23 protein-coding genes are annotated in these 25381 nt (G+C 65.3%); 16 read left to right on the top strand and 7 right to left on the bottom strand.

Features of this window, described 5'->3' with window-relative positions; all coding sequences use genetic code 11:
* Positions 1–33: 33 nt before the first annotated feature.
* The 7 genes from mnmG to QTI66_RS05960 all read left to right on the top strand — a co-directional run bounded on the left by mnmG (position 34) and on the right by QTI66_RS05960 (position 6809).
* Positions 34–1989, top strand: a complete 1956-nt coding sequence (mnmG, locus tag QTI66_RS05990; protein WP_286558141.1) for a tRNA uridine-5-carboxymethylaminomethyl(34) synthesis enzyme MnmG — start codon at positions 34–36, stop codon at positions 1987–1989.
* Positions 1986–2630 carry a 16S rRNA (guanine(527)-N(7))-methyltransferase RsmG gene (gene rsmG / locus QTI66_RS05985; RefSeq protein WP_286558140.1) on the top strand — a complete coding sequence of 215 codons (645 nt, stop codon included), beginning with the start codon at positions 1986–1988 and terminating at the stop codon, positions 2628–2630. The genes mnmG and rsmG overlap by 4 nt, the downstream gene beginning before the upstream one ends.
* Before the next feature lie 83 nt (positions 2631–2713).
* On the top strand, positions 2714–3328 hold the full coding sequence (locus QTI66_RS05980) for a LysE family transporter (protein ID WP_286558139.1): 615 nt from the start codon (positions 2714–2716) through the stop codon (positions 3326–3328).
* A 7-nt stretch (positions 3329–3335) separates the two neighbouring features.
* On the top strand, positions 3336–4235 hold the full coding sequence (locus QTI66_RS05975; protein ID WP_286558138.1) for a ParA family protein: 900 nt from the start codon (positions 3336–3338) through the stop codon (positions 4233–4235).
* A 49-nt stretch (positions 4236–4284) separates the two neighbouring features.
* A complete protein-coding gene (locus QTI66_RS05970) occupies positions 4285–4827 on the top strand; it encodes an RBBP9/YdeN family alpha/beta hydrolase (RefSeq protein ID WP_286558137.1) in 543 nt (180 codons plus the stop codon).
* A gap of 7 nt (positions 4828–4834) precedes the next feature.
* Positions 4835–5782 carry a ParB/RepB/Spo0J family partition protein gene (locus tag QTI66_RS05965; RefSeq protein ID WP_286558135.1) on the top strand — a complete coding sequence of 316 codons (948 nt, stop codon included), beginning with the start codon at positions 4835–4837 and terminating at the stop codon, positions 5780–5782.
* A gap of 118 nt (positions 5783–5900) precedes the next feature.
* Positions 5901–6809 carry a CsgG/HfaB family protein gene (locus QTI66_RS05960; RefSeq protein ID WP_286558133.1) on the top strand — a complete coding sequence of 303 codons (909 nt, stop codon included), beginning with the start codon at positions 5901–5903 and terminating at the stop codon, positions 6807–6809.
* Between the two features lie 82 nt (positions 6810–6891).
* On the opposite strand, the gene QTI66_RS05955 is transcribed toward QTI66_RS05960, so the two are convergent.
* A complete protein-coding gene (locus tag QTI66_RS05955; RefSeq protein ID WP_286558130.1) occupies positions 6892–8316 on the bottom strand; it encodes an FAD-binding oxidoreductase in 1425 nt (474 codons plus the stop codon).
* Positions 8317–8532: 216 nt separating this feature from the next.
* Between QTI66_RS05955 and QTI66_RS05950 the strand changes: the two genes are divergently transcribed.
* The 9 genes from QTI66_RS05950 (at position 8533) to QTI66_RS05910 (ending at position 20747) form a co-directional block, all read left to right on the top strand.
* Positions 8533–10890, top strand: coding sequence for a bifunctional salicylyl-CoA 5-hydroxylase/oxidoreductase (locus tag QTI66_RS05950; protein WP_286558128.1), 2358 nt, complete (start codon positions 8533–8535; stop codon positions 10888–10890).
* Between the two features lie 24 nt (positions 10891–10914).
* On the top strand, positions 10915–11448 hold the full coding sequence (locus tag QTI66_RS05945; RefSeq protein ID WP_286558126.1) for a MarR family winged helix-turn-helix transcriptional regulator: 534 nt from the start codon (positions 10915–10917) through the stop codon (positions 11446–11448).
* On the top strand, positions 11445–12311 hold the full coding sequence (locus QTI66_RS05940; RefSeq protein ID WP_286558125.1) for an enoyl-CoA hydratase family protein: 867 nt from the start codon (positions 11445–11447) through the stop codon (positions 12309–12311). Before QTI66_RS05945 ends, QTI66_RS05940 begins: the two co-directional genes overlap by 4 nt.
* Before the next feature lies 1 nt (position 12312).
* Entirely contained in the window at positions 12313–13476 is a 1164-nt protein-coding gene (locus QTI66_RS05935) for an acyl-CoA dehydrogenase family protein (protein ID WP_286558124.1), read from the top strand.
* Positions 13477–13500: 24 nt separating this feature from the next.
* The gene (locus tag QTI66_RS05930) at positions 13501–13893 is read left to right on the top strand and encodes a RidA family protein (protein WP_286558123.1); all 393 of its coding nucleotides are present in this window, start codon (positions 13501–13503) and stop codon (positions 13891–13893) included.
* Between the two features lie 209 nt (positions 13894–14102).
* Positions 14103–14672: a cob(I)yrinic acid a,c-diamide adenosyltransferase gene (locus tag QTI66_RS05925; RefSeq protein WP_286558121.1), complete on the top strand. Its 570-nt coding sequence runs from the start codon at positions 14103–14105 to the stop codon at positions 14670–14672.
* 243 nt (positions 14673–14915) lie between these two features.
* The gene (locus QTI66_RS05920) at positions 14916–17150 is read left to right on the top strand and encodes a hypothetical protein (protein ID WP_286558119.1); all 2235 of its coding nucleotides are present in this window, start codon (positions 14916–14918) and stop codon (positions 17148–17150) included.
* Entirely contained in the window at positions 17147–18352 is a 1206-nt protein-coding gene (locus tag QTI66_RS05915) for an alpha-amylase domain-containing protein (RefSeq protein WP_286558116.1), read from the top strand. The genes QTI66_RS05920 and QTI66_RS05915 overlap by 4 nt, the downstream gene beginning before the upstream one ends.
* 49 nt (positions 18353–18401) lie before the next feature.
* The gene (locus QTI66_RS05910; RefSeq protein WP_286558115.1) at positions 18402–20747 is read left to right on the top strand and encodes a fatty acid cis/trans isomerase; all 2346 of its coding nucleotides are present in this window, start codon (positions 18402–18404) and stop codon (positions 20745–20747) included.
* A 23-nt stretch (positions 20748–20770) separates the two neighbouring features.
* Here QTI66_RS05910 and phaP read toward each other — a convergent pair whose 3' ends face one another.
* From phaP to QTI66_RS05880, 6 genes are all read right to left on the bottom strand, one after another.
* Positions 20771–21313 (bottom strand): TIGR01841 family phasin, encoded by a 543-nt coding sequence (phaP, locus tag QTI66_RS05905; RefSeq protein ID WP_286558113.1) that lies wholly within the window; start codon positions 21311–21313, stop codon positions 20771–20773.
* 123 nt (positions 21314–21436) lie between these two features.
* On the bottom strand, positions 21437–21709 hold the full coding sequence (minE, locus tag QTI66_RS05900; protein ID WP_286558111.1) for a cell division topological specificity factor MinE: 273 nt from the start codon (positions 21707–21709) through the stop codon (positions 21437–21439).
* 3 nt (positions 21710–21712) lie between these two features.
* Positions 21713–22528 (bottom strand): septum site-determining protein MinD, encoded by an 816-nt coding sequence (gene minD / locus QTI66_RS05895; RefSeq protein ID WP_286558110.1) that lies wholly within the window; start codon positions 22526–22528, stop codon positions 21713–21715.
* Between the two features lie 58 nt (positions 22529–22586).
* Positions 22587–23339 (bottom strand): septum site-determining protein MinC, encoded by a 753-nt coding sequence (gene minC, locus QTI66_RS05890; RefSeq protein WP_286558109.1) that lies wholly within the window; start codon positions 23337–23339, stop codon positions 22587–22589.
* A gap of 102 nt (positions 23340–23441) precedes the next feature.
* Positions 23442–24800, bottom strand: a complete 1359-nt coding sequence (locus QTI66_RS05885; protein WP_286558108.1) for a solute carrier family 23 protein — start codon at positions 24798–24800, stop codon at positions 23442–23444.
* Between the two features lie 72 nt (positions 24801–24872).
* Complete coding sequence (locus QTI66_RS05880; protein WP_286558107.1) at positions 24873–25298, bottom strand: hotdog fold thioesterase; 426 nt, start codon at positions 25296–25298, stop codon at positions 24873–24875.
* Positions 25299–25381: the final 83 nt, after the last annotated feature.

The following is a 25381-nucleotide window of genomic DNA, read 5'->3' as shown; positions in this document are numbered from 1 at the left end:
TCCCGCAGCGCAAGCGAATTTGCGCCCTCCCAAATGCTGTATCCCGAAGAATTCGATGTCATCGTCGTTGGCGGTGGCCATGCCGGCACTGAAGCCGCGTTGGCCGCTGCCCGCATGGGCGTTCGCACGCTCCTGCTTTCCCACAACATCGAGACCCTCGGTCAGATGAGTTGCAACCCGTCGATCGGCGGGATCGGCAAGGGGCACTTGGTGAAGGAGGTCGATGCACTCGGCGGTGCGATGGCCATTGCGACGGACGAGGCGGGCATTCAGTTTCGGGTGCTCAATTCCAGCAAGGGCCCGGCCGTGCGAGCGACGCGTGCGCAGGCCGACCGCATCTTGTACAAGGCCGCGATTCGCCGGCGTCTTGAGAACCAACCCAATCTCTGGCTGTTCCAGCAAGCGGTGGACGACCTGATGGTGGAGGGCGACCGGGTGGTCGGCGCGGTGACGCAGGTGGGCATCGCCTTCCGCGCGCGTACGGTGGTGCTGACGGCCGGCACTTTCCTGGATGGCCGCATTCACGTCGGGCTGGACAACTACCAGGCCGGCCGCGCCGGGGATCCGCCCGCGGTCAGCCTGTCGGCGCGCCTGAAGGAGCTGAAGCTGCCGCAGGGCCGCCTGAAGACCGGCACGCCGCCGCGCCTGGACGGCCGCACCATCGATTTCTCGAAGTGCACGGAGCAGCCGGGGGACGGCATGCCGGGTGGGGCGACGGCGTCGATGCCGGTGTTCAGCTTCATGGGCCGCGCGGACATGCACCCGCAGCAGATGCCCTGCTGGATTACGCACACCAACGCGCAGACGCACGACATCATCCGCTCCGGCTTCGACCGCAGCCCGATGTTCACCGGCAAGATCGACGGCGTGGGCCCTCGCTACTGCCCGAGCGTCGAAGACAAGATCAACCGCTTTGCGGACAAGGACAGTCACCAGATCTTCCTGGAGCCCGAGGGCCTGACGACCAACGAGTACTACCCGAACGGGATCTCGACCAGCTTGCCCTTTGACATCCAGTACAAGCTGGTGCGATCGATGGCCGGCTTGGAGAACGCGCACATCCTGCGGCCGGGGTATGCCATCGAATACGACTACTTTGATCCCCGGGCGCTGCACAGCAGCTTCGAAACGCGCGCTATCAACGGTTTGTTCTTTGCCGGGCAGATCAACGGAACGACGGGTTATGAAGAGGCGGCGGCACAAGGCCTGTTCGCCGGCATCAATGCTGCGCTGCAATGTCGTGGCGAATCGCCGTGGCTGCCGCGTCGGGACGAAGCCTATCTGGGTGTGTTGGTGGACGACCTGATCACCAAGGGTGTGACCGAGCCTTACCGCATGTTCACCAGCCGCGCGGAGTTTCGACTGCAGCTGCGAGAAGACAACGCCGACATGCGGCTGACGGAAGCCGGTCGCAAGATGGGCTTGGTCGACGATGCGCGCTGGGACGCCTTCTCGCGCAAGCGCGACGCTGTTTCACGTGAAACACAGCGCCTCAAATCCATCTGGGTAAATCCACGCAACCTGCCGGCAAGCGAGTCGGAGCGAGTATTGGGCAAAGCGATTGAACGCGAATACAACCTCGCTGATTTGCTGCGCCGTCCGGACGTGAGCTATGCCGCCCTGATGTCGCTGGACGGCGGAAAGTACGTTGCCGGGGAAGGCGCGGCGCTCGGCGAGGTCGAGATTGAGCAGCTCGAAATAGCCGCCAAGTACTCGGGCTACATCCATCGCCAGCAAGACGAAGTCGAACGTTCCGCGCATTTCGAGAATCTCAAGTTGCCTGCCGAACTGGACTATTCCCAAGTTGCGGCGCTCAGCTTCGAGGTTCGCCAAAAGCTGACGAAGCATCGCCCGGAAACCTTGGGTCAGGCTTCGCGCATTTCCGGTGTGACGCCCGCTGCCATTTCGCTCCTGCTGATTCATCTGCGCAAAGGCGGATATCGGGCATTTGCGCCGGCTGCCACGACAACCGAAGCCACGGCCGAATGAGCGCCGCGCGCGAAGCCGCACTCCTACAGGGGGCAGAGGCGCTCGGGCTGGCGCTGACCGATGACCAATGCGCCAAGCTGCTGGCCTATGGCGAGCTCATTCTGAAGTGGAACAAGGTCTACAACCTGACCGCGTTGCGCGATCCAGAACTCGTTCTTTCCCACCATCTGCTGGACAGCCTGTCGATCATCGCGCCGTTGCAGCGCGAGCGGCCCGCTGCCATCAGGCTGCTGGATGTGGGGTCCGGGGCAGGACTCCCGGGGGCTGTCATCGCGATCATGCGGCCGGACATCGCGGTGAGTTGCGTGGATGCCGTGGCAAAGAAGGCCGCCTTCATTCGTCAAGTGGCCGCCGAACTGGGCCTCACCAACCTCAATGGCATGCACTCGCGGGTCGAAGCGATCGGCGGAACCTATGACGTGATCAGTTCGCGCGCCTTCGCGTCGCTTCAGGATTTCTTCAATCTGTCGTCGCATCTCATGCTGGCCGACGGCGTCTGGATGGCCATGAAGGGCAAGCAACCCGCGGACGAGTTGGCGCAATTGCCCACTGGCGTGGAAGTGTTTCACGTGGAACAACTGACCGTTCCAGGCCTCGACGCCGAGCGATGCGTCGTTTGGGCGCGAAAAACCGGCGCTTGATTCGCCATTGAGGGCAAGCAGCACCTCCTGCGCAGAGGTGCCTCGCTTAGACTCGAATCTCTCCCCAATTCATCGGATTTCACATGTTCGGCATTGCTGACTACGGCGCATTCGTCGCCGCCATCGTCCTGTTTCTCGCGATTCCGGGTCCCGGCAACCTGGCGTTGATCACCTCGACCAGCAAAGGTGGAATCTGGGGCGGATTGGCCGCAACCCTTGGACTGATCCTTGGCGACCAGTTCCTGATGTGGGCTGCCGTGGCTGGCGTAGCCGCGGTCTTGGCGACCTATCCCGCGGCCTTTCACGCGGTGCAGTGGCTAGGCGCCGTTTACCTCGCGTGGCTGGGCTTCAAGATGCTGCGCGCCAAGCCGGGCGCCGCGCCCATCCTGAACATTCGACCGGGCCAATATGTGCGCCAGTCCTTCCTGATCACCTTGCTCAACCCCAAGGCGATTGTGTTTTACATGGCCTTTTTCCCGCTCTTCATCGACCCCGCCCAGCATCAAGGCCTGAAAACATTCGCGGTCATGGCCTTGACTGTCGCGGCTTTGACCTTCGCCTATGCCCTCACGATGGTCCTGCTCACGCACTTTCTGGCCGAGCGCATCCGCGCCAATCCGAGGATTTCCGCCACGCTGGAAAAGCTGGCCGGCGTCTTCCTGATCGGCTTCGGCGTCAAGCTGGCCATTTCGAACTGAGCAGCGCATGGCCCGAATCTTCTGTATTGCCAATCAAAAGGGCGGTGTCGGCAAGACGACGACCACCGTCAACCTGGCTGCCGGCTTGGCCAAGCTGGGCCAGCGCGTCCTGATGATCGACCTCGATCCGCAGGGCAACGCGACCATGGGTTCCGGTGTCGACAAGCGCCAACTCGAGCTGACGGTGTACGACGTGCTGCTCGAATCCGCTTCGGTGGCCGAAGCGCGCATCCGCGCTGACAAGCTCGAGGACGGCGGTTGCGGCTACGACGTGCTGGGTGCCAACCGCGAACTGGCCGGCGCCGAGGTGGAAATGGTCGCGCTCGACCGCCGCGAGAAGCGCCTGCGCACCGCGCTCGCCACTGTCGGCGCCGAGTACGACTTCGTCCTCATCGACTGCCCGCCGAGCCTGAGCCTGCTCACCCTCAATGGACTGTGCGCCGCGCACGGCGTCATCGTGCCGATGCAGTGCGAGTACTTCGCGCTCGAAGGCCTGACGGACCTGGTGAACACCATCAAGCAGGTGCACGCCAACCTCAACAAGAACCTGCAGATCATCGGCCTGCTGCGCGTCATGTTCGACCCGCGCATCACGCTGCAACAGCAGGTGAGCGACCAGCTCAAGGCGCATTTCGGCGACAAGGTGTTCGACACGGTCATCCCGCGCAACGTGCGCCTGGCGGAGGCGCCGAGCTACGGTTTGCCCGGCGTGGTGTTCGACCAGGCCGCCAAGGGCAGCCAGGCCTACGTGACCTTCGCGCAGGAAATGGTCCAGAAGATGCCGCCGGCCAGCGCCACCGGCGCGGTAGCGCCCGAGCCCCCGTCGGCGCCGCCGGTCGCCAACCCTGCAGACCCTGTGCCCACGCACAGCGACACCCAGGCCTTTGTCGAAGAACCCCAAAAATGAGCCGGCAGGCGCGCCGTCATTGCATGCCGCGCTATTGTTTTCATAGCACATGAGCGACACCCAAGTCCTGCTGCTTCCAGGCTGGCAAAACAGCGATCCCGCGCATTGGCAAAGCCGCTGGGAGGCGATCTACGGCGACCATCGCGTCGAGCAGAACGACTGGATGCGCCCACTTCGCGGCGACTGGTCCACCCAGCTGGAAGAAGCGGTGCTCGCCGCCACGCAGCCGGTCGTTCTCGCGGCGCACAGCCTGGGTTGCATCCTCGTGGCCAACTGGGCCGCCCATTCACGCAACACGCACAAAGTCCGCGCGGCACTGCTGGTCGCACCGGGCGATGTGGAGCGCGAAGACCTTCGCGAACTCATTCCCGGCTGGGCGCCCATCGTGCGCAAGCCACTGCCATTCCCGTCCTTGCTCATCGCCGCGGACAACGATCCCTATTGCGAGGCCGCCCGCTCGCGCCAGATGGCGGCCGACTGGGGCGCCGCCTTCATGGACGCCGGCGCACGCGGCCACCTCAACAGCGAATCCGGCTTGGGCGATTGGCCGCAAGGGCGCGCATTGCTGAACGAACTCCAGAAGAAAGACTGAAAACAAGATGGTCACGAAGAAACCCAAGGGCCTTGGCCGCGGACTCGAAGCGTTGTTGGGCCCGGCAGCCATCGCAGGTGCTGAAGCGCCGGAGGAGGGCGCACCCACCCCGGAGCCGACGACCCTTGAGCTGGACCGCATGGTCGCCGGCGTCTACCAGCCGCGCACGCGAATGGACGAAGGCGCCCTGTATGAACTGGCCGAGAGCATCAAGGCCCAGGGCATCATGCAGCCGATCCTCGTGCGCCGGCTCGATGCCGAATCGGCGCGGGCGAAGAACGCGGAGTTCGAAATCATCGCGGGCGAGCGTCGCTTTCGGGCAGCCAGACTGGCGGGCCTCGCCAGCGTTCCCGTGCTCGTGCGCGACGTGCCGAACGAGTCGGCCGCAGCGATGTCGCTCATCGAGAACATCCAGCGCGAAGACCTCAACCCGCTGGAAGAAGCGCAAGGCTTGCAGCGACTGGTGAGCGAGTTTGGACTGACGCACGAGTTGGCAGCGCAGGCCGTGGGCCGCTCGCGCAGCGCGGCCAGCAACCTGCTGCGCCTGCTCAACCTGGCGGAGCCGGCGCAAGCCATGCTCATGGCGGGCGACATCGACATGGGGCATGCGCGTGCGCTGCTGTCGCTGGACAAGGCCACGCAGATCACGGCCGCCAACCAGATCGCCGCCAGGAAGCTATCGGTGCGCGAAGCCGAAGCGCTGGTCAAGAAGCTTTCCGCCGAGTTCAGCCTCAAGGCGTCGCCGCGCGCTGCGCGCAATGCGGGTGAGAAGTCGCGCGACCTGCTGCGCGTGGAGGAGGAACTTGCCGACCTCCTCACGGCGGAAGTCGAAGTGCGCGTGAAGAAGAAAACCAAGCGAAACGGCCGCATCGAAGAAAGCGGAGAACTGGCCATTCACTTCGGCTCGATCGAGGCACTCAACGGAGTGATTGATCGCATCCGTCGAACGGCATAGCTCGGAGCGCGCGCTCACCCCTTGCTTTCCGCAGATTGCTTCTGCGGACAGTCAGCGTCTAATGTGAACCGTTGGTTGAATAACGCAAAAGTTCACATACGAGCGAGGGGTACCCATCATGTCTTTCCCTGTTGCGGCCAAGCTGCCGATCGTCGCTGCCATCGCGACGGCTGCATCCTTCCTTCTCGCCGGCTGCGAGACCACGGACATGCAGATGGGCAGCGCCGGCGCCAAGACCATGGCCACCGGCAGCGCCGCAGGCAGCGCGACGGACAACGCGAGCACCCAGCTCGAACATTGTGCGCAGACCCTGGGCACCGTGTCGCTCGTCGAGAACCAGAATGCCGGCTGGTACACCATCCTTCGCAACGAATACCGCTTGCCGCCCACTTCGACCCTGTTGCGCCTGTTGATCCAGCAGTCCAACTGCTTCGTCGTGGTCGAGCGTGGCGCCGCGGGCATGAACGCCATGGCGCGCGAGCGAGCGTTGAGCCAGTCGGGTGAAATGCGCGCCGGGAGCAATTTCCAGCCAGGCCAGATGGTGGCCTCCGACTACGGCATGTCGCCCGAGGTCATCTTCAACAACAGCAATGCCGGTGGCGTGGGTGGCGCGCTGGGCGGTTTGGTCGGCGGACGCTACAGCGGCGTTCTGGCGTCCGTTGGCGGCAGCATGCAGACAAAAGAGGCCAGCACGATGCTGACGCTCATCGACAACCGTTCTGGCGTCCAGGTCGCGGCATCGGAGGGCAGCGCCTCCAAGGTGGACTTTGGCGCCTTCGGGTCGGTGTTTGGCGGCAGTGCGGCTGGCGGGGCCGGCGGCTACACGAACACGGCCCAAGGCAAGGTGATCGCCGCCGCCTTCATGGACTCGTACAACCAGATGGTCCGCTCGCTGCGCAACTACAAGGCGCAGACGGTGCAAGGCCAAGGCTTGGGCGGCGGCGGCAAGCTCGGCGTGGACGGCGGCTCGGCGCCCACGCAAACCTCGGCACCCGGCGCAGCCAAGCGCAGCAACACCACCAAATAACTCGCACCGCGCTCAGGAAAGCAAGAAGCCCGGGGCTCTATTCAGAGCACCGGGCTTCTTGTCGTTGGGGATTGCCTGACGCTTACAAGCTGAAGATCTTGCCGGGATTCATGATGTTCTTCGGATCCAGCGCCCGCTTGATCGTCCGCATCATCTCCACTGCACCCACGCCCGCCTCGGTCAAGAGGAAGTCCATCTTGTGCAGCCCCACGCCATGCTCGCCGGTGCAGGTGCCTTCCAGCGCCAACGCCCTGGAGACCAGCGCATGGTTCAGCTTTTCGGCCGTCACGCGTTCTTCCGGCGCGTTCGGATCCAGCAGATAGCCGAAGTGGAAATTGCCGTCGCCCACGTGGCCCACGAGGAAGTAGGGGATGCCGCTCGCATCCGCTTCCGCGACCGATTCCAGGAGGCAATCGGCCAGCCGTGAAATCGGCACGCAAGTGTCCGTCGAGATCACGCGGCAGCCGGGGCGCGATTGCACTGCGGCGAAATAGGAGTTGTGCCGCGCCGTCCAGAGCCGCGTGCGTTCTTCCGGCGTGCTTGCCCATTCGAAGGCATTGCCGCCATGCCCGCTGGCCAGTTCTTGCACTGTCTCGGCCTGCTCCTTCACGCCGGCGGGCGAGCCGTGGAACTCCATCAGCAGCATGGGTTCTTCGCGCAGGCCCAGCTTGGCGTAGGCGTTCACCATGCGCACGGTGTTCTCGTCGATGAGTTCGACGCGCGCAATCGGCACGCCCAACTGGATGATCTCGATGGTCGTGCGCACGGCCGCCTCGATGCTCGGAAACGAGCAGATGGCCGCGGACACCGCTTCCGGCAGCGGATAGATGCGCAGCGTGACCTCGGTGACGACGCCCAGCGTGCCTTCGCTGCCCACGAACAGGCGCGTCAGGTCATAGCCGGCCGATGACTTCTTGGCGCGCGTGCCCGTGCGGATGACTTCGCCGGCGGCCGTGACCACTTCCAGCGCCAGTGTGTTTTCGCGCATCGTGCCGTAGCGCACCGCGTTCGTGCCGCTGGCGCGCGTCGCCACCATGCCGCCAAGCGACGCGTCCGCACCGGGGTCGATGGGAAAGAACAGGCCGGTGCTCTTGATCTCCTCGTTGAGCTGCTTGCGCGTCACGCCCGGCTGCACCGTCACGGTGAGGTCGTCCGCGTTGACCGACAGCACCTTGTTCATGCGCATCAGGTCGATGCTGATGCCGCCCTGCACCGCGAGCAGATGGCCTTCGAGCGAGGAGCCGACGGCAAAGGGGATGACCGGCACGCTGTGGTCACTGGCCAGCTTGACCGCATCGGCGACGTCTTGCGTGCTTTCCGCAAAGACCACCGCCGCGGGCGGCGGCACGTCGAAGGAAGACTCGTCACGCCCGTGCTGCGTGCGCACGGCCATGGCGGTGCTGCAGCGGTCGCCGAAGCGGGCCTTGAGCGCGTCGATCAGCGCCTGCGGCACCTCGCGTTGATGAAACTCCGGCACCAGGTGGGCGGCAGCAGTGGGGGCGTTCATGAGGCGGTCTCCTGAGGCGCCGGTCAGCCCGGCGCAATCGTTCATTCTACGAACGCATGACTGCGCGTGTTGCCCCGTGAAACCCTTTTGCCATCTTCGGGCTTGCCTCCAAAAATAGATCGGCGTTAGAATAGTTTAGAACTCAATCATTTATTGCTAACCTTCCGTGGCGACCAGCGAATGTCGCACCCCCGCGGATGCACCTCTGGAGACTTGATGAACATCGTTTGCATCGGCGGCGGCCCTGCCGGCCTCTACTTTGCACTGCTCATGAAGCAGCAGAATCCGTCGCACCAGATCACGGTGGTGGAGCGCAACAAGCCCTACGACACCTTCGGCTGGGGCGTGGTGTTTTCCGACCAGACGCTCGGCAACCTGCAGAAGGCCGACCCCGTCAGCGCGTCGCAGATCCTGGACGCCTTCAGCCACTGGGACGACATCGAGGTGAACATCCGCGGCAACAAGATGACTTCGGGCGGCCACGGCTTTTGCGGCATCGGCCGCAAGCGGCTGCTCAACATCCTGCAACAGCGTTGCGAGGACGTGGGCGTCAAGCTGGTGTTCGAAACCGACGTGCAGGACGACACCACCTACGCCGACGCGGACCTGATCATCGCGAGCGACGGCCTGAACAGCCGCATCCGCACCAAGTACGCCGCCACCTACCAGCCCGACATCGACCTGCGCGACTGCCGTTTCGTCTGGCTCGGCACCAACAAGCTTTTCGAAGCCTTCACTTTCGCCTTCGAAGAGACGGAGCACGGCTGGTTCCAGGCGCATGCCTACCGCTTCGACGACAACACCTCGACCTTCATCGTCGAGACGCCGCAAGCCGTGTGGGAAAAGGCGGGCCTGGACAAGATGGAAAAGGAAGAGGCCATCGCCTTCTGCGAGAAGCTCTTCGCGCGCTACCTGGACGGCCACAAGCTCATCTCCAATGCCTCGCACCTGCGTGGGTCTGCGCAGTGGATCCGCTTCCCGCGCGTCGTGTGCAAGCACTGGGTGCACCACAACGGCCGCGCGCCGGTCGTGCTCATGGGTGACGCGGCGCACACGGCGCACTTCTCGATCGGCTCGGGCACCAAGCTCGCGCTGGAAGACGCCATCGAACTCGCGCGCTGCATCGAGCGCACGCCCGACGACATCGCCGAAGCGCTGCGCCACTACGAAGAAGTGCGCAGTGTCGAAGTGCTGCGCATCCAGAACGCGGCGCGCAATTCGACCGAATGGTTCGAGCACGTCGACCGCTACGTGAACCTGCCGCCCGAGCAATTCGCCTACTCGCTGCTCACGCGCAGCCAGCGCATCAGCCACGAGAACCTGCGGCTCCGCGACAAGGGCTATGTCGAGAACTTCGAAGACTGGATGGCGGAGCGCGCCGGCATCGAACGCCGCGTCGCGCGGCAAGCCGTGCCGCCCATGTTCACGCCCTTCAAGGTGCGCGACGTCACACTCAAGAATCGCGTGGTGGTCTCGCCGATGGCGCAGTACTCCTGCGAGGACGGCATGCCCGCCGACTACCACCTGGTGCACCTCGGCGCACGCGCCATGGGCGGCGCCGGCCTCGTCATGGTCGAGATGACCTGCACCTCGCCCGACGCGCGCATTACCCCCGGCTGCCCCGGCTTGTGGAACGTGGAACAGCGCGACGGCTGGAAGCGCATCGTCGGCTTCGTGCACGAGCAGACCGACGCAAAGATCGGCATCCAGCTCGGCCACGCCGGCGCCAAGGGTTCCACGCGCGTGGCGTGGGAGGGCATCGACCAGCCGCTGGAACTGGACAACTGGCCGCTCATCTCCGCCTCGCCGCAGCAGTACCTGGACGGCGTAAGCGACTGGTCGCACGCCATGACGCGCGACGACATGGTCCGCGTGCGCGACGACTTCGTGCGCTCCACGAAGTACGCGGTCGAAGCTGGCTTCGACTGGCTGGAATTGCATTGCGCGCACGGCTACTTGCTGTCGTCCTTCATCTCGCCGCTGACCAACCACCGCACCGACGAATACGGCGGCTCGCTGGAGAACCGCCTGCGCTACCCGCTGGAGGTGTTCCACGCGGTGCGTGAAGCGTGGCCGCAGCACCTGCCCATGTCGGTGCGCATCTCGGCGCATGACTGGGTCGAAGGCGGCATCACGCCGGACGACGCCGTGGCCATCGCGCGCATCTTCAAGGAAGCCGGCGCCGACCTCATCGACTGCTCGTCGGGGCAGGTGAGCAAGAAGGAACAGCCGGTGTTCGGCCGCATGTTCCAGACGCCCTTTGCCGACCGCGTGCGCAACGAGGCGGGCATCGCGACCATCGCGGTGGGCGCCATCTCCGAAGCGGACCACGTCAACAGCATCATCGCGGCGGGTCGCGCGGACCTGTGCGCGGTGGCGCGCCCGCATCTGGCGAACCCGGCGTGGACCTTGATGGAATCGGCCAAGATCGGCTATCCGGATATCGGCTGGCCCAGGCAATACCGCGCGGCGAAGATGCAGCTGGAACGCAACCTCGAGCGCGAGAAGGCGGCGGCTGCCCAAGGCGCCGGCGTGTCGGCCATCGAGCAAGCCAATCGCGCGCTCGGCGTGTGAACGCCTCACAAGGGAAAGGCAAGAATGAAGCGAAACGATCCATCGCATGAACTGCTGAGCGAAGCGCAGGAACTCGGCCATGAAGGCCGCGCGAACAGCGGCGACCACGCTGCCCTCAAGCTGTGGCTGCGCATGCTCGCCACCACCACGCAGATCGAAGCCGAAATCCGGCGCCGCCTGCGCGAACAGTTCGACATCTCGCTCGCGCGCTTCGACTACATGGCGCAGCTCTATCGCCACCGCGACGGCATGAAGATGCGCGCGCTGTCGAAGTACCTGATGGTCACGGGCGGCAACGTCACGGGCCTGACGGACGAACTCTCGCGCGACGGACTCGTTTCGCGCGAAAGCAGTCCGACGGACCGCCGCGCGTGGATCGTGCGGCTCACGCCCAAGGGCCGCAAAGCCTTCGAAACCATGGCCGAGGAACACGAGCGCTGGATTCTCGAACTCTTCTCCAGCATGGACGAAAAAGCCATGCACCAGGTCCATGCCCACCTTGGCGAGTTGCGCGTGCAACTGGTTCGCCAGGATCAAAACCCCCAGGAAAACGGATGAGCAACACAGACAACATCGAACGCGTCGACCCGGCGCTGGCTGCGGGCAACTTCAAGAAGGCCGCCGACTACCGCGCGACGCACTTCGCCTTTGAGGTGGAGGCCGGCGTGGCGACCATCACGCTGAATCGCCCCGAGCGCAAGAACCCGCTGACCTTCGATTCGTACGCGGAGCTGCGCGACTTCTTCGGTCACCTGAAGTACGCGACCGACGTGAAGGCGATCGTCGTCACCGGCGCGGGCGGCAACTTCTGCTCGGGTGGCGACGTGCACGAAATCATCGGGCCGCTGGTGCGCCTGAAGGCGCCCGAGCTGCTCGCGTTCACGCGCATGACGGGTGATCTCGTCAAGGCGATGCGCGCGTGTCCGCAGCCGATCATCGCGGCGGTCGATGGCGTGTGTGCCGGTGCGGGTGCCATCGTGAGCATGGCTTCCGACCTGCGCGTCGGCACGGCGCGCAGCAAGACGGCCTTTCTGTTCAATCGCGTCGGGCTGGCCGGCTGCGACATGGGCGCGTGCGCGATGCTGCCGCGCATCATCGGCCAAGGCCGTGCGAGCGAGCTGCTCTACACGGGCCGCGCCTTTGGCGGCGAAGAGGGCGAACGCTGGGGCTTCTACAACCGCATCGTCGCGCCCGAAGCATTGCTCGCCGACGCGCAAGCGTGGGCGCAAGATCTCGCACAAGGCCCGACCTTCGCGAACGGCATCACCAAGACGATGCTGCATCAGGAATGGGCGATGACCATCGAGCAGGCCATCGAAGCCGAAGCGCAGGCGCAGGCGCTGTGCATGCTGACGGAAGACTTCTCGCGGGCGTACAACGCCTTCGTCGCCAAGCAAAAACCGAAGTTCGAGGGCAACTGACATGAGCGACACGCAATACCTCGACTGGCCCTTCTTCGAAGACCGCCATCGCACGCTGGCGCGTGATCTCGACGCGTGGGCCACGCAGAACATCCCGCATGCACACGGCCCCGATGTGGACGCCGAATGCAAGGCGCTCGTGCGTTCGCTGGGCAACGCCGGCTGGCTGCGCCACGCCGTCGGCGCCACGATCGACACGCGCGCCATCTGCCTGATCCGTGAAACCCTGGCGCGCCATTCGGGCCTCGCCGACTTCGCCTTTGCCATGCAGGGGCTGGGCTCGGGCGCCATCAGCCTCGCGGGCACGCCGGAGCAGCAGGAGCGCTACCTCACCCGCGTCGCACGCGGCGAGGCGATCAGCGCCTTTGCGCTGTCCGAGCCGGAAGCCGGTTCTGACGTGGCCGCCATGGCGTGCAGCGCGCAGGTCGACGGCGATCACGTCGTCCTCAACGGCGAGAAGACGTGGATTTCCAACGGCGGCATCGCCGACTTCTACGTCGTCTTTGCACGCACGGGTGAAGCACCCGGCGCGCGCGGTATTTCCGCGTTCATCGTGGAAGCGAACACGCCGGGCTTCGAGATCGCCGAGCGCATCAACGTGATCGCGCCGCATCCGCTGGCGCGCCTGCGCTTCACCAACTGCCGCATTCCACTCACGCAACGCGTGGGCGCGGCCGGCGAGGGCTTCAAGGTGGCGATGCGCACGCTGGACGTGTTCCGCACCTCGGTGGCCGCCGCCTCGCTGGGCTTTGCGCGCAAGGCGATGGACGAAGCCATGGACCGCGCCACCTCGCGCCGCATGTTCAACCAGACGCTGGGCGACTTCCAGTTGACGCAAGCCAAGCTGGCGCAGATGGCGCTCACCATCGATTCATCGGCCTTGCTGGTCTACCGCGCCGCGTGGCAGCGCGACCAGGGCCGCAACGTGACGCGCGAAGCCGCGATGGCCAAGCTGGCCGCCACCGAAGGCGCACAGCAAGTCATCGACGCCGCGGTGCAGATCTGGGGCGGCCTGGGCGTGGTGAGCGAACAGCCGGTGGAGCGGCTTTACCGCGAGATCCGCTCGCTGCGCATCTACGAAGGTGCCACCGAGGTGCAGCAGCTCATCATCGGCCGCGACCTCATCAAGGAACACGGGCGCGCCGCTGCCGGCGCCGCCCATTGAACGATCAACGAAAGAGAGACATCCATGCAAGTGCTACTTCCTGAAGGCTGGCCGAGACCCAAGGGCTATTCCAACGGCGTTTCCGCGCGCGGCCAGCAGGTGTTCATCGCCGGCATGATCGGCTGGGACGCGCAAGGCGTGTTCCACAGCGACGACTTCGCCGAGCAGACGCGGCTTGCGTTGCAGAACATCGTGGACGTGCTGCGCGTGGCGGGCGGCAAGCCCGAGCACATCGTGCGCATGACGTGGTACGTGACCGACAAGCGCGAATACTTGGCGGCAGGGCGCGAAATCGGCAAGGCCTTCCGCGAGATCATCGGCAGCTACAACGCCGCCATGACCGCCGTGGAAGTGCGCGCCCTCATCGAAGACCGCGCCAAGGTCGAGATCGAAGCCACCGCCGTCATTCCCGATTGAGGGCCAAGCTCGCCCCCAGGCTTGCTCACTTCGTGTAGCCTCCAACCCCCTGCCGGGGGCAACATCTGCGGCCCGGCAAAGCCGGTTCCGCGATGTTCCTGGAAAGGTCATCGTCATCTTCCTGCGGAGCGGGCCGCGCAAGGCGCAATAGTCTCCGACATTGGATTGCTGGCACACTGGCCGCCCGACAAACACAGGCAGAGAAAGCCATGGGCAACCGACTCACGCAAATCGCAACCCGCACCGGCGACGACGGCACCACGGGACTGGGCGACAACACGCGCGTGCCCAAGGACCATTTGCGCGTGCACGCAATGGGTGACGTGGACGAGCTCAACTCGAACATCGGCGTGCTGCTGTGCGAGCAGATGCCGGAACAGGTGCGGGAGTTGCTGGTGGACATCCAGCACCAGCTCTTCAACCTGGGCGGCGAGCTGTCGATGCCCGGCTACACGCTGCTGAAGGCCGAGGCGCTGCTTCAGCTCGACAACGCGCTGGCCGAGCACAACGCCACGCTGCCCCGGCTGGCGGAATTCATCCTGCCGGCCGGCACACGCGCCGCTTCGCTGGCACACGTCTGCCGCACCATCGCGCGGCGTGCGGAGCGCGCGGTCGTGTCGCTCGGAGGGAACGAAACCCTCAACGACACGCTGCGCCAATACCTCAACCGCCTGAGCGACCTGATGTTCGTGCTGGCCCGTGTGCTCAACCGCGTGGACGGAGGCGACGACGTCTACTGGAAGAGCGAGCGCATGGCACGGCAGCAGGCCGACGACTGACGCCTCAAGCGCGAATGCGCTGACGATCCGCAGCGACGCGTAGCCCCCTTCGCATGCGGCGTGATGGATGTCGCGAAGCCCTCCCAGGAGAGCCCGTAACGGCCTGTTGCAACACTGCATCGCTGCAGGCGTGCCGGCGCATGCCAAGGGCTCAGCGCGGGCCTGCTTCTTGCACTTCGACTGCCTGCCGTTCATCGCTCGCGCGAGGCTGTGGGGAGCGTAGACTTTTCCGTCGGAGGCCGCATGCGTCACGTCGTCGTTCCATGCCTTCTCGCCCTCATGTCGGTGTGCTGGAGTCCAGCGCGCGCCGTCGACGTGCTGACGACGCGCAACAACCTCGCGCGCACCGGCGTGAACGACCTGGAGTCGCGCCTGACGCCGACCAACGTCGACGCACGTTCTTTCGGCAAGCTGTGGACGCTCTACGCCGATGGCCAGGTGGTGGCACAGCCCCTGTATGTGTCGGCCCTGCGCGTCGACACCAGCACCAACGCGGCCGTGCCCCTCGTCCAAGGCACCTTCAACGCAGTCGTCGTCGCCACCATGCACAACACGGTGTACCTCTACGACGCCGACAACGAGCGGCCCGGCCCGCAGGGTCGCAACGCGCCGTTGTGGGCGGTCTGGCTGGGCCAGCCACGGCCGGGCGGCAAGGACATCGACATGTGGAGCACGAGCGATCCGGAGTGGGGCATTCTCGGCACGCCCGTCATCGACGATGCGAAATCGGTGCTCTATGTCGTCGCCTGGCACGACGAGGGCGCCGGGGGCTTCAAGTACCGGCTGCATGCGCTTCGCCTGAAAGACGGAAGCCACGTGATGCCGCCGGTGGAGTTGCAGGCCCCCGGGCTCGACACGCGCCACCAGAAGCAGCGCACCGGACTGGCACTGGTGCAGGGCGTCCTCTACATCGGTTTTGGTGGTGACGGCAGCCGCGGCCTGTTGCTGGCCCACGATGCCGCCACATTGCAGCGCAGGGCCGTGTGGAGCGTGACGCCCACGGGCCGCGACGGCGGCCTGTGGCAGGCCGGCGCGGCGCCCGCGGCGGATGCCGAGGGCAACCTCTACCTCATGACCGGGAACGGCACCTTCGATGCGGCCAGCGGCGGCGCCAACTACGGCGACAGCTTCGTCAAGCTGCGCCTGGAAGGCGGCAGCATCGTCGTGAAGGACTACTTCACGCCCTGCAACCAGGCCTTCCTGGCCGCGGGCGACTGGGACCTTGGTTCCTCAGGGCCGGTGTTGATCCCCGGGGCCGACCTCGTATTCGGCGCCGGCAAGCACCCGCACCTGTTCCTGCTGTCGACCAAGCGCATGGGCAAGTACACACCGCCGCCCCAACCGGGCAGCGCCGATTGCCCCAACCCGAATGTCTTGCAGGACTTGGGGCAGGCCGAGCACCACCACCTTCACGGCTCGCCGGTTTACTGGCAAGGGGCTGGCGATCCGAAGATCTACCTGTGGCGCGAAAACGAGCTGCTGCATGCTTATTCCTTCGTGAGGCGGCGTGTCGTCGCCACGCCGCGGCTGGGCGTCGATGCCTTGCCCAAGGGCATGCCGGGCGGCATGCTGTCCTTGTCCAGCCTCGGGCGTCGCAACGGCATCCTGTGGGCCGTGGCGCCCTTCGACGGCGACGCCAACCAGTGGCGCGGTGTGCGCGGCGTGGTGCGGGCCATCGACGCGCAGGACGTCACGCGCACCTTGTGGAGCAGCGAGCAGGTGTCCGCGCGCGACCGGCTCGGCCTGTTTGCCAAGTACGTGCCGCCGACCATCGCCGATGGCAAGGTGTTCGTTGCCACCTATGGCGAAACGGAACCCCTGCGACTCTATGGCGGCGCCGAGCGGCCGCAGCAGTTTCCTGCGCGCTACCAGGTGGTCGTCTATGGACTCCTGCCGCCGCGGCCCTCGGAAACCGTCGACCAGGTCCGCCAGGATGTGCAATTGCTGCGCGCCGAGACCGCGGCCTTGCCCCCGATGGACCTGGCCCGTTGCGCGCCGGCAGACGGCGGCAGCCTGGACTGCACGGATGAACTGGCACGCGTGGCCGGTGCCCCCGCGATGGAGCGCCTGCTGGTGCCGGCCGGCAACACCTTCGCAGGCTGCCAGCTGGCGCGCATGACGGTCGCCACCAATTCGGCCGCGATGCAGACGGCGCTCGCGATCGGGTTCTACGCCGCCGACGTGACCGCTGGCCAGTTCAGCGCCGACCATGGACGACGGAGCCCCGCTGCCGATCTCAAGGTCAGCGGGCAGGCGACGCTCAAGGGAGGGCAGGCCGCCACGCTGCACGAGTTCGCGGGCGTGGTGAACTGCACGCTCGACGCCAGCAACCGGTCGGAGCTGCGCTTCAAGCCCTACATCGAATTCCTGGGTGCCACGCCGCTGAAGATCTTCCACAACTGGGACCCGACGCCCGGCAACCACGTCCTGGGAGGCGCCGTGACGCGGATCGATCGCAGCGCCGAGGTTCTTCAGTGAAACGCATCGGCGCGCTCGTCCTGGCGTGCCTTGTCGCAGTGTGTGCGGGTGCGGTGCAGGGCGGCACGCTCGTCGTCTTGCAGCACCAGCCCGGCGACGCCACCCGCCCCTGGACCTGGGCGAAGATCATCGAGCAGTTGCCGGCCGTCAGCGCCGCCGGCTACACGGCCATCCTGCTGTCGCCGCATGAAAGCGCGTGCGGTGGTTCGTTCAGCCTGGGCTACGACCCCTACGACTTTCGCTCCTTCGACAGCGCGCATGGCAGCGAAGCACAACTGGCTTCCCTCATCCGCAAGGCGCATGCACGCCGCATCCAGGTGTACGCGGACATGGTCATGAACCACATGTGCACCAACAATTTTCGCTACCCGCGTTTCGGCCCTGCGGATTTCCACCACGCCGGCCGCATCAACGACTGGAACGACACGGGGCAGCTCGAAAACGGCTCGCTGATCGGCCTGGACGACCTGGCGCAGGAATCGCCCCATGTGCGTGGCGAACTCTGGAACTTCCTGGTCAAGACCAACAACATGGGCTTCGACGGCTACCGCTGGGACGCCGCCAAGCATGTGCCGCGGTGGTACTGGCGCGAGCACGTGCTGAACAACGTGAAGCGCTGGGGCAAGTACAGCTTCGGCGAGGTCTATATCAGCGACATCGGCACATTGCAGTCGTACACCGCCACCGGCATGGCCGTCACCGACTACGCGCTGTACTTCAGGATGCGCGACGCGTTCCGGCTCGACGGGGACCTGCGCCAACTTGATGGCGCGGGCCTGGCGGGCATCGACGGACCCAACGCGCTCACCTTTGTCCAGAATCACGATGTCGGTCCGCCGGTGAACAAGTTGCTGGCGTACGCCTTCATCGCGGCATACCCCGGCTATCCCGCATTCTTCGACGTCGACCTGCGCGACCCGGTACTGAACAACCTGGTGTGGGTGCAGAACAACCTGGCGGCCGGGCCCCATGTGAACCGGTACAAGGACCAAAACACGATCGTCTTCACCCGCGGCGCAAATCTGCTCGCGGGGATCAACCAGAACGGCGCGGCCGTGCGGCCCCGGGTGCAGACCGGCTGGCGCAACACCGAACTGCACGACTACACGGGCCATGTGGCGAATCGCCGCACGGACGATGGCGGCTGGGTCGATGTGGACATCCCCGGGCAGGGCTACGTGATGATGGCGCCGCTGCGCTGAGCCCGGTCGGTGCTTCGGATTTCGCGACAAGAGTGCCAAACTGCGATGCATGCGTCGATTTGCTGCCCTCCTTGGCGTCCTGGTCGTCACCGCGTGTGCCGTCATCGGCACGAGTCGCCATGACCAGCTCTTCGGTCCGGCCGACCCCACGCGCTTCGACCAGCCGCACATGGCGGCGGGCGACGTGTCTTATGCGCAAACCATCCAGCCCATCCTCGACCGGCGCTGCGTGGTGTGCCATGCCTGCTACGACGCGCCCTGCCAGTTGAAGGCCACCAGCTGGGAAGGCATCGCCCGGGGCGCGAGCAAGACGCTGGTGTATGACGCCACGCGCTTGCGCGCAGCCGAGCCCTCACGCCTTTTCGTGGATGCCGACAAGGCTTCGCAGTGGCGCGACAAAGGCTTCTTTGCGGTGCTCAACGAGCATGCCGTGCAGACGCCCGAGGCCAACCGCACCGCCGGCCTGATGCACCGCATGCTCGCGCTCAAGCAGCAGCACCCGCTGCCCACGAGCGGCGTGGTGCCGGGCGACCTCGACTTTTCCATCGATCGCAAGCAGACCTGTGCCGCGGAGTCCGAATTCGACGCCTACGAAAAGCGAAACCCCCAGGGCGGCATGCCCTTCGGCCTGCCCGGCCTTTCCGCCGATGAAAACCGGAAGCTGACGCGATGGCTGGAGCAGGGCGCGCCCGCCGAAGAAGCGACGGCGCCTTCGGCGCTGGCGCGCCAACGCGTGGCGCAGTGGGAGCGTTTCTTCAACGGCGAGTCGCTCAAGGAGCAACTGTTCAGCCGCTACGCGTTCGAGCATCTTTTCCTCGCGCACCTCTACTTCGACGACGATCCGGCGCGCCAGTACTTCAAGCTGGTGCGCGCGAGCACGCCACCCGGGCGGCCCGCCCAGCTGATCAAGACGAGTCGGCCCGTCGACGACCCCGGCGTGGCGCGCGTGTACTACCGCCTCGTGCCCGAGCGCGAAACCATCGTCGCCAAGACGCACATGCCCTATGAACTGAGCGCGAACCGCATGGCGCGCTGGCAGTCGCTTTTCCTCGAGCCGGACTATGCCGTCCGAGAACTCCCCGGCTACAGCGACGAGAACGCGGCCAATCCCTTCAAGACCTTCGAGGCGCTTCCCCTGTCGGCGCGCTACGACTTCATGCTCGACGAGGCGGAGTTCACCATCATGGGCTTCATCAAGGGCCCGGTGTGCCGCGGGCAGACGGCGTTGAATGTGATCGACGACCGTTTCTGGGTCGTCTTTCTCGAGCTGTCGAAGGAGCGCGACGAAGCGCTGGCGCGCAGCCTGGCCCGCGAAGTCGACCTGTTGCGCCTTCCGACCGGCAGCAGCAACACTGCGCTCATCGAACCCTGGCTGCATTACTCAGACCTTGAAAGCGACTACCTCAAGGCCAAGTCCGCAGGACTGCTGAAAGCCATGAAATCAGGCGCGCGGCTGGACCTGAATCTCATCTGGGATGGCGGCCGGCGCAACCCCAATGCCGCACTGACCGTGTTCCGGCATTTCGACAGCGCCACCGTCGTGAAGGGCTTCGTGGGCGACATCCCCAAGACGGCCTGGGTCATCGGCTACCCCTTGCTGGAGCGCATCCATTACCTGCTGGTGGCCGACTACGACGTGTACGGCAACATCGGCCATCAGCTCAACTCGCGCCTGTACATGGACTTCCTGCGCATGGAGGGCGAGTTCAACTTTCTCATCCTGCTGCCACAGGCGCAGCGCGAGGCGGTGCGCGACTATTGGTATCGCGGCGACAGCCTTTCCACCCGCCAGCAGGTCTATGGCGGTGCGGCCAACCTGCCCGCTGAAACCGACGTGCGCTACCGCACGGCCGATCCGAAGCGCGAACTGCTCGACATGCTGCGCACCCGCTTGGCGCCCGTGCGCGAGACGCCTTTTGACCTGGCGAAGGAGCCCGACACCGCGTTGCGCTCGCAACTGTTGCGCCTCGCGTCCGTGCGGGGTTCGGCGCTTCAATGGATCACGGAAAGCAGTGTGCTGGCCGTGGAGGCACCGGGCCGCCCGACGCGCTGGTTCAGCCTCTTGCGCGACACCGGGCACAGTTCGGTGTCCTACCTGCTGCGCGAGAAAGCCGAACTGCTGCCGCAGGAGGACGCATTGACGGTCGTTCCGGGCGTGCTCGGCAGCTACCCCAACGCGCTCTACAGGGTCGATGTGGCCGGGCTGCCCGCCATGATCGATGCCCTTGGCCGCTTGGGGTCGGAGGCCGACTACGCGGCCTTCTCGGCGCACTACGCCGTGCGGCGGACCGATCCGTCGTTCTGGGCGTTCAGCGATGCGCTGCTCGCGGCGTATGCGCGCGAGCAGCCCCTCACGGCTGGAATACTGGACTACAACCGGCTGGAAAACCGGTAGCCCTCAGCCCGCTCGTCGCGTTCTTATTGGCCGGGCAGCTTCAGCAGCTTCTTGACTTCGTCGACGTTGCTCGTGATGCGGGCGCGCACGATCTCGAAGGCCTCGGTCTGCGACTTGGCGGCCATGTCGGCGAGTTCACGGATGTCGTCCAGGGCGCGCTTGAAAGCCGCACGGCCCATCTCGTCGAGCTTGGCGATGCTTTCCTTGGGGTCGCTGCCGGGCATCGACTTGACCGCGCCTTGCCAGTCGGTGATCGACTCGCGCAGCATTTCGGTCTGCCGCTTCACCACCGACTGCAAGCCCTGGAAGGATTTCTGGTTGGCCTTGATGAGCGCCTCGAGGTCCTTGCGGCCGCTCTCTGCGATCGTGCTGGCGGCGCCGGAGATCTTCAGGTTTTGCAGGCGCTCGGTGAGGCCCTTCATCGGCTTGTTGAAGGCTTCCTTCATGCCCTCCATGGCCTTCATCGGATCGACGAGCGGCGCCGCGAGCTTCTTGGGTGCTGCCCCGTTTGCTGCAGCCTTCTTGGCCGGTGCCTTCTTTGCAGTTGCCTTTTTTGCAGTTGCCATTTCGTGTGTGCCCCTTATAAGTTGTGGTCTCAAAAATTGAGACCCCACACGATACGCTTCTGCAGCGCTGAAGTGAACAACCGCGCGCGGTTGTTCACAAATTTCCGCGCGTGGCCCTGCGCCTCAGGTCCTTGCAGGCATGCCGTCAGGCAGTTCGATCTTCACTTCGAGCACTTCGAGGTCGTCATGCTTCTCGAGGTGGACCTTGATATCGTCCGCCTTGATCGAGACGTACTTGGTGATGACCGCCACCAACTCGCGCTGCAGGTCGACCAGGTAGTCGGGCCGGCGATGGCCCAGGCCCGAGCGCTCATGCGCCAGGATGATCTGCAGGCGCTCCTTGGCCACGCTGGCCGTCTTCTTCTTTTCGCCGAGCAGGAACGAGAGGAAGGACATGGCTTACCTCCCGCCGAAGAAGCGCTTGAAGAAGCTCGGCTTCTCCGCGTCGACAAAACGCATCGGCTTTTCCTCGCCGAGGAAGCGGGCCACCACGTCGAGGTACGCCTGCGCCACGTCGGTCTCCTTGTCGTGGATCGCCGGGATGCCCTGGTTGGACGCTTGCAGCACCGTCTCCGATTCGGGAATCACGCCAATCAGCTTGATGCGCAGGATGTCCTGGATGTCTTCCAGCGAGAGCATCTGCCCGCCCGCGACCCGGTTGGGGTTGTAGCGGGTGATGAGCAGGTGCTCCTTGATGGGGTCGCCGCCTTCCTTGGCGCGCTTGGTCTTGCTGCTGAGCATGCCCAGGATGCGGTCCGAGTCGCGCACCGAAGACACTTCGGGGTTGGTGACGATGAGCGCTTCGTCGGCGAAGTGCATCGCCATCATCGCGCCGGTCTCGATGCCGGCGGGCGAGTCGCACACGATGTAGTCGAAGCCCTGCTCGCTGAGCTCCTTCAGGATTTTCTCGACGCCTTCCTGTGTGAGCGCTTCCTTGTCGCGTGTCTGCGAGGCGGCCAGCACGTACAGGTTGTCGCACTGCTTGTCCTTGATGAGCGCCTGGTGCAGGTTGGCTTCACCCTGGATCACGTTGATGAGGTCGTACACCACGCGGCGTTCGCACCCCATGATGAGGTCCAGGTTGCGCAGGCCGACGTCGAAGTCGATCACTGCCGTTTTCTTGCCCGCCAGGGCCAGGCCCGACGCAAAGCTCGCGCTGGTGGTCGTCTTGCCGACGCCGCCCTTGCCCGAGGTCACCACCACAATCTTGGCCATTCGTCTGATTCCTCTGTCGTTTCTGTCAATCTTTGTCTTGCTCCGGGCAACCTGGCGTCTAGCTGATTGCATGGAACACTAATTTCTTGTCGTCGAGCTGCACCTGCGCGGCCTTGCCCTTGACGGCCGCGGGCAAGTCGACTTCCGATGTGCGGTAGATGCCGGCGATGGCCACCAGTTGCGCTTCCATGCAGGTGCTGAAAATCCGGGCCTCGGTGTTGCCGCGCGCACCGGCGATGGCTTTGCCGCGCAATGGTGCGTAAACGTGGATGTGGCCGTCGGCGATGACTTCGGCACCGAAGTTCACGATGTCGAGCACGATGACGTCCCCGCCGCGCGCGTAGATCTGCTGGCCCGAGCGCAAGGGCCGGTCGATGACCAGCGTGCCGGTGGCTGGCACGGGCACTTCGCGAATGATCTGGGGTGCCGGGCTCGGCGCCTCGGCCGGGGCTGCCGAGCGCGGGGCAGGGTTGACCGGCATGGCCGCAATCGACAGGCCCGCCTCGCGCGCCGCGGCGTTGTGGGCGTCGCTGCCACCGCGCACCGCGATCGGCTGCGTCTGGTGGCGCGCCAGCATGTCGCGCAGGGCAAGGAAGTTGATGTCCGCCGACGCGTGCTCATCGCCCAATTGCGAGAGGTCGATCACCACCGGCTCCTGCTCGAAGAAATCGGGCGAGTCGGCGAGTTGGGCATCCAGCGCCTCGGCCAGCAGGCCGAGGTCGGTCGTTTTGAGGATCACCGCGATCAGCGGCAATGTCGCGCTCTTGAATTCGAATACCGCCTTGGTGCGTGCGGCGGAAGCATCAGCCATTTAAAACGTTCGTTCGAAAGCGTTCAAGTCTAACGGCCACGAGCGCCCATCCGGATTTTTTGCAAGCTGTTGCAACGAATGGAGTCTCGAGGCGCGTGCCAGCTACGGATTCTTGCGTCCCAGCAGGGCGTAAAGAATGATGGCGCCGAAGGTGGCGGTGCCGATGCCGCCCAGCGACATGCCGCCAAACTTCAGCGTGAAGTCGCCCGTGCCCAGGATGAGCGTGACCGCCGCGACGATCAGGTTGCCGTTGTCGGTGAAGTCCACGCGGTTGTCGACCCAGATCTTGGCGCCCGACATGGCGATGAGGCCGAACACCACGATGCTCACCCCGCCCATCACCGCCAGCGGAATCGCCTGGATCAGCGCACCAAACTTGGGACTGAAGCCCAGCACGATGGCAATCAGCGCCGCCACGACGAACATGGCCGTCGAGTAGATCTTGGTGGCAGCCATCACGCCGATGTTCTCGGCGTAAGTGGTCACCCCCGTGCCGCCGGCCGCGCCGCTGACCATCGTGGCCAGCCCGTCGCCGATGAACGCGCGCCCGATGTACGGGTTCATGTCGGTGCCCGTCATGGCGCCCACGGCCTTCAGGTGGCCCAGGTTCTCGGCCACGAGGATGATCGCGACGGGCGCGATCAACAGCATCGCCTCGCTCCTGAACACCGGCGCCACGAAGGCCGGCATGCCGAACCAAGGCGCCGCTGCGATGGCGGAGAGGTCGATGGGCTTGCCCAGCCCCATGCCGTTGGTGAGGACGGCGTACACGATGCTGGCGACGATGAGCCCCACCAGGATCAGCAGGCGCTGCACCATGCCGCGCGTGTACACAGCCACCAGCCCGACCGACAGGAAGGTCACCATCTGCATCCACGTGTCGAAGGCCGTCGGCGCCATGTTCTTGATGGGCACCTGGGCGAGATTGAGGCCGATCACGGCGACGACGGCGCCGGTGACCACCGGCGGCATCAGCCGTTCGATCCAGTGCGTGGCGGCGCTGTCTTCGATCTCCTCGATCTCCAGGCCCTTGATGGGCGATGCCATGCGGCGATGCCGGCGGTTGGTGGCCGCCACGATGAAGCCGATGACCACGTACAACGCGCCGCAGGCAATGATGCCGCCGAGCGCCGCGCCCAGATTGGGGTTCGGCCCCTGGCCCGCATAGCCCGTGGCCGCGATCACCACGCCGATGAACGCAAAGCTGGACCCGAGGTAGCTGGGCACGCGGCCGGCCGTGACCACGAAGAAGATCAGCGTGCCGATGCCGCTCATCAGGATCGCGACATTGGGATTGAAGCCCATGAGCAGCGGGGCCAGCACGGTCGCGCCGAACATCGCGATCACGTGCTGCACGCCCATTGCAAAGGTCTGCGGCCAGGGTAGCCGCTCGGTGGGCGTCACCACCACGCCGGTCGTCGGCTTGACCAGGTCCCAGCGAGGGAGGAACGAGTCGCTCATGCCATTCTCCTTTTTCGTTGTTCGTTGAGGTGCCAGTGCGCGCTGAACCCAACCCGCCTCGGCGGGTGCGCGCTATTGTCGGGGCAAGAGCATGGCCATCGTGATGCGCGAGACGCAGGTGAGCTCGCCGGCCTCGTTGCTGAGATCGATTTGCCACACTTGCGTCGTGCGGCCGCGGTGAACGGGCCGCGCCGTGCCCGTGACCCACCCGCTGGTGGCCGAGCGCAGGTGGTTGGCGTTGATGTCCAGCCCCACGCAACGGTGGCCTTCGGGCGATGAGAAGTACGCACCGCTGGAGCCCAGCGTCTCGGCCAGCACCACCGACACGCCACCGTGCAGCAGCCCGTAAGGCTGGATGGTGCGTGCATCGACGGGAACGCGTGCGCGCAGGAAATCGTCGCCGAACTCCGTGAACTCGATGCCGAGATGCGAGACGGCGGTGTTGACGCCGCTTGCGTTGAGCGCTTCGAGCGAGATGGGCTTTTGCCAGATGGACATGTCTACTAACTCCTGGGGACGGAAACGGCCGAAACTATAGCGATCCGTCGAAGTGACGGGGCCGTGGCCGACAGCCTGCGACG

This window comes from Variovorax brevis, from assembly GCF_030317105.1.
Lineage (GTDB): Bacteria > Pseudomonadota > Gammaproteobacteria > Burkholderiales > Burkholderiaceae_C > Variovorax > Variovorax brevis.
This window is presented reverse-complemented; position numbering and strand designations above follow the sequence as displayed.

What these genes read in the sequence shown, in the direction of transcription:
- mnmG (WP_286558141.1), top strand. Translation starts at nt 34, where the DNA reads ATGCTGTATCCCGAAGAATTCGATGTCATCGTCGTTGGCGGTGGCCAT.
- rsmG (WP_286558140.1), top strand. Translation starts at nt 1,986, where the DNA reads ATGAGCGCCGCGCGCGAAGCCGCACTCCTACAGGGGGCAGAGGCGCTC.
- QTI66_RS05980 (WP_286558139.1), top strand. Translation starts at nt 2,714, where the DNA reads ATGTTCGGCATTGCTGACTACGGCGCATTCGTCGCCGCCATCGTCCTG.
- QTI66_RS05975 (WP_286558138.1), top strand. Translation starts at nt 3,336, where the DNA reads ATGGCCCGAATCTTCTGTATTGCCAATCAAAAGGGCGGTGTCGGCAAG.
- QTI66_RS05970 (WP_286558137.1), top strand. Translation starts at nt 4,285, where the DNA reads ATGAGCGACACCCAAGTCCTGCTGCTTCCAGGCTGGCAAAACAGCGAT.
- QTI66_RS05965 (WP_286558135.1), top strand. Translation starts at nt 4,835, where the DNA reads ATGGTCACGAAGAAACCCAAGGGCCTTGGCCGCGGACTCGAAGCGTTG.
- QTI66_RS05960 (WP_286558133.1), top strand. Translation starts at nt 5,901, where the DNA reads ATGTCTTTCCCTGTTGCGGCCAAGCTGCCGATCGTCGCTGCCATCGCG.
- QTI66_RS05955 (WP_286558130.1), bottom strand. Translation starts at nt 8,316, where the DNA reads ATGAACGCCCCCACTGCTGCCGCCCACCTGGTGCCGGAGTTTCATCAA.
- QTI66_RS05950 (WP_286558128.1), top strand. Translation starts at nt 8,533, where the DNA reads ATGAACATCGTTTGCATCGGCGGCGGCCCTGCCGGCCTCTACTTTGCA.
- QTI66_RS05945 (WP_286558126.1), top strand. Translation starts at nt 10,915, where the DNA reads ATGAAGCGAAACGATCCATCGCATGAACTGCTGAGCGAAGCGCAGGAA.
- QTI66_RS05940 (WP_286558125.1), top strand. Translation starts at nt 11,445, where the DNA reads ATGAGCAACACAGACAACATCGAACGCGTCGACCCGGCGCTGGCTGCG.
- QTI66_RS05935 (WP_286558124.1), top strand. Translation starts at nt 12,313, where the DNA reads ATGAGCGACACGCAATACCTCGACTGGCCCTTCTTCGAAGACCGCCAT.
- QTI66_RS05930 (WP_286558123.1), top strand. Translation starts at nt 13,501, where the DNA reads ATGCAAGTGCTACTTCCTGAAGGCTGGCCGAGACCCAAGGGCTATTCC.
- QTI66_RS05925 (WP_286558121.1), top strand. Translation starts at nt 14,103, where the DNA reads ATGGGCAACCGACTCACGCAAATCGCAACCCGCACCGGCGACGACGGC.
- QTI66_RS05920 (WP_286558119.1), top strand. Translation starts at nt 14,916, where the DNA reads ATGCGTCACGTCGTCGTTCCATGCCTTCTCGCCCTCATGTCGGTGTGC.
- QTI66_RS05910 (WP_286558115.1), top strand. Translation starts at nt 18,402, where the DNA reads ATGCGTCGATTTGCTGCCCTCCTTGGCGTCCTGGTCGTCACCGCGTGT.
- phaP (WP_286558113.1), bottom strand. Translation starts at nt 21,313, where the DNA reads ATGGCAACTGCAAAAAAGGCAACTGCAAAGAAGGCACCGGCCAAGAAG.
- minE (WP_286558111.1), bottom strand. Translation starts at nt 21,709, where the DNA reads ATGTCCTTCCTCTCGTTCCTGCTCGGCGAAAAGAAGAAGACGGCCAGC.
- minD (WP_286558110.1), bottom strand. Translation starts at nt 22,528, where the DNA reads ATGGCCAAGATTGTGGTGGTGACCTCGGGCAAGGGCGGCGTCGGCAAG.
- minC (WP_286558109.1), bottom strand. Translation starts at nt 23,339, where the DNA reads ATGGCTGATGCTTCCGCCGCACGCACCAAGGCGGTATTCGAATTCAAG.
- QTI66_RS05885 (WP_286558108.1), bottom strand. Translation starts at nt 24,800, where the DNA reads ATGAGCGACTCGTTCCTCCCTCGCTGGGACCTGGTCAAGCCGACGACC.
- QTI66_RS05880 (WP_286558107.1), bottom strand. Translation starts at nt 25,298, where the DNA reads ATGTCCATCTGGCAAAAGCCCATCTCGCTCGAAGCGCTCAACGCAAGC.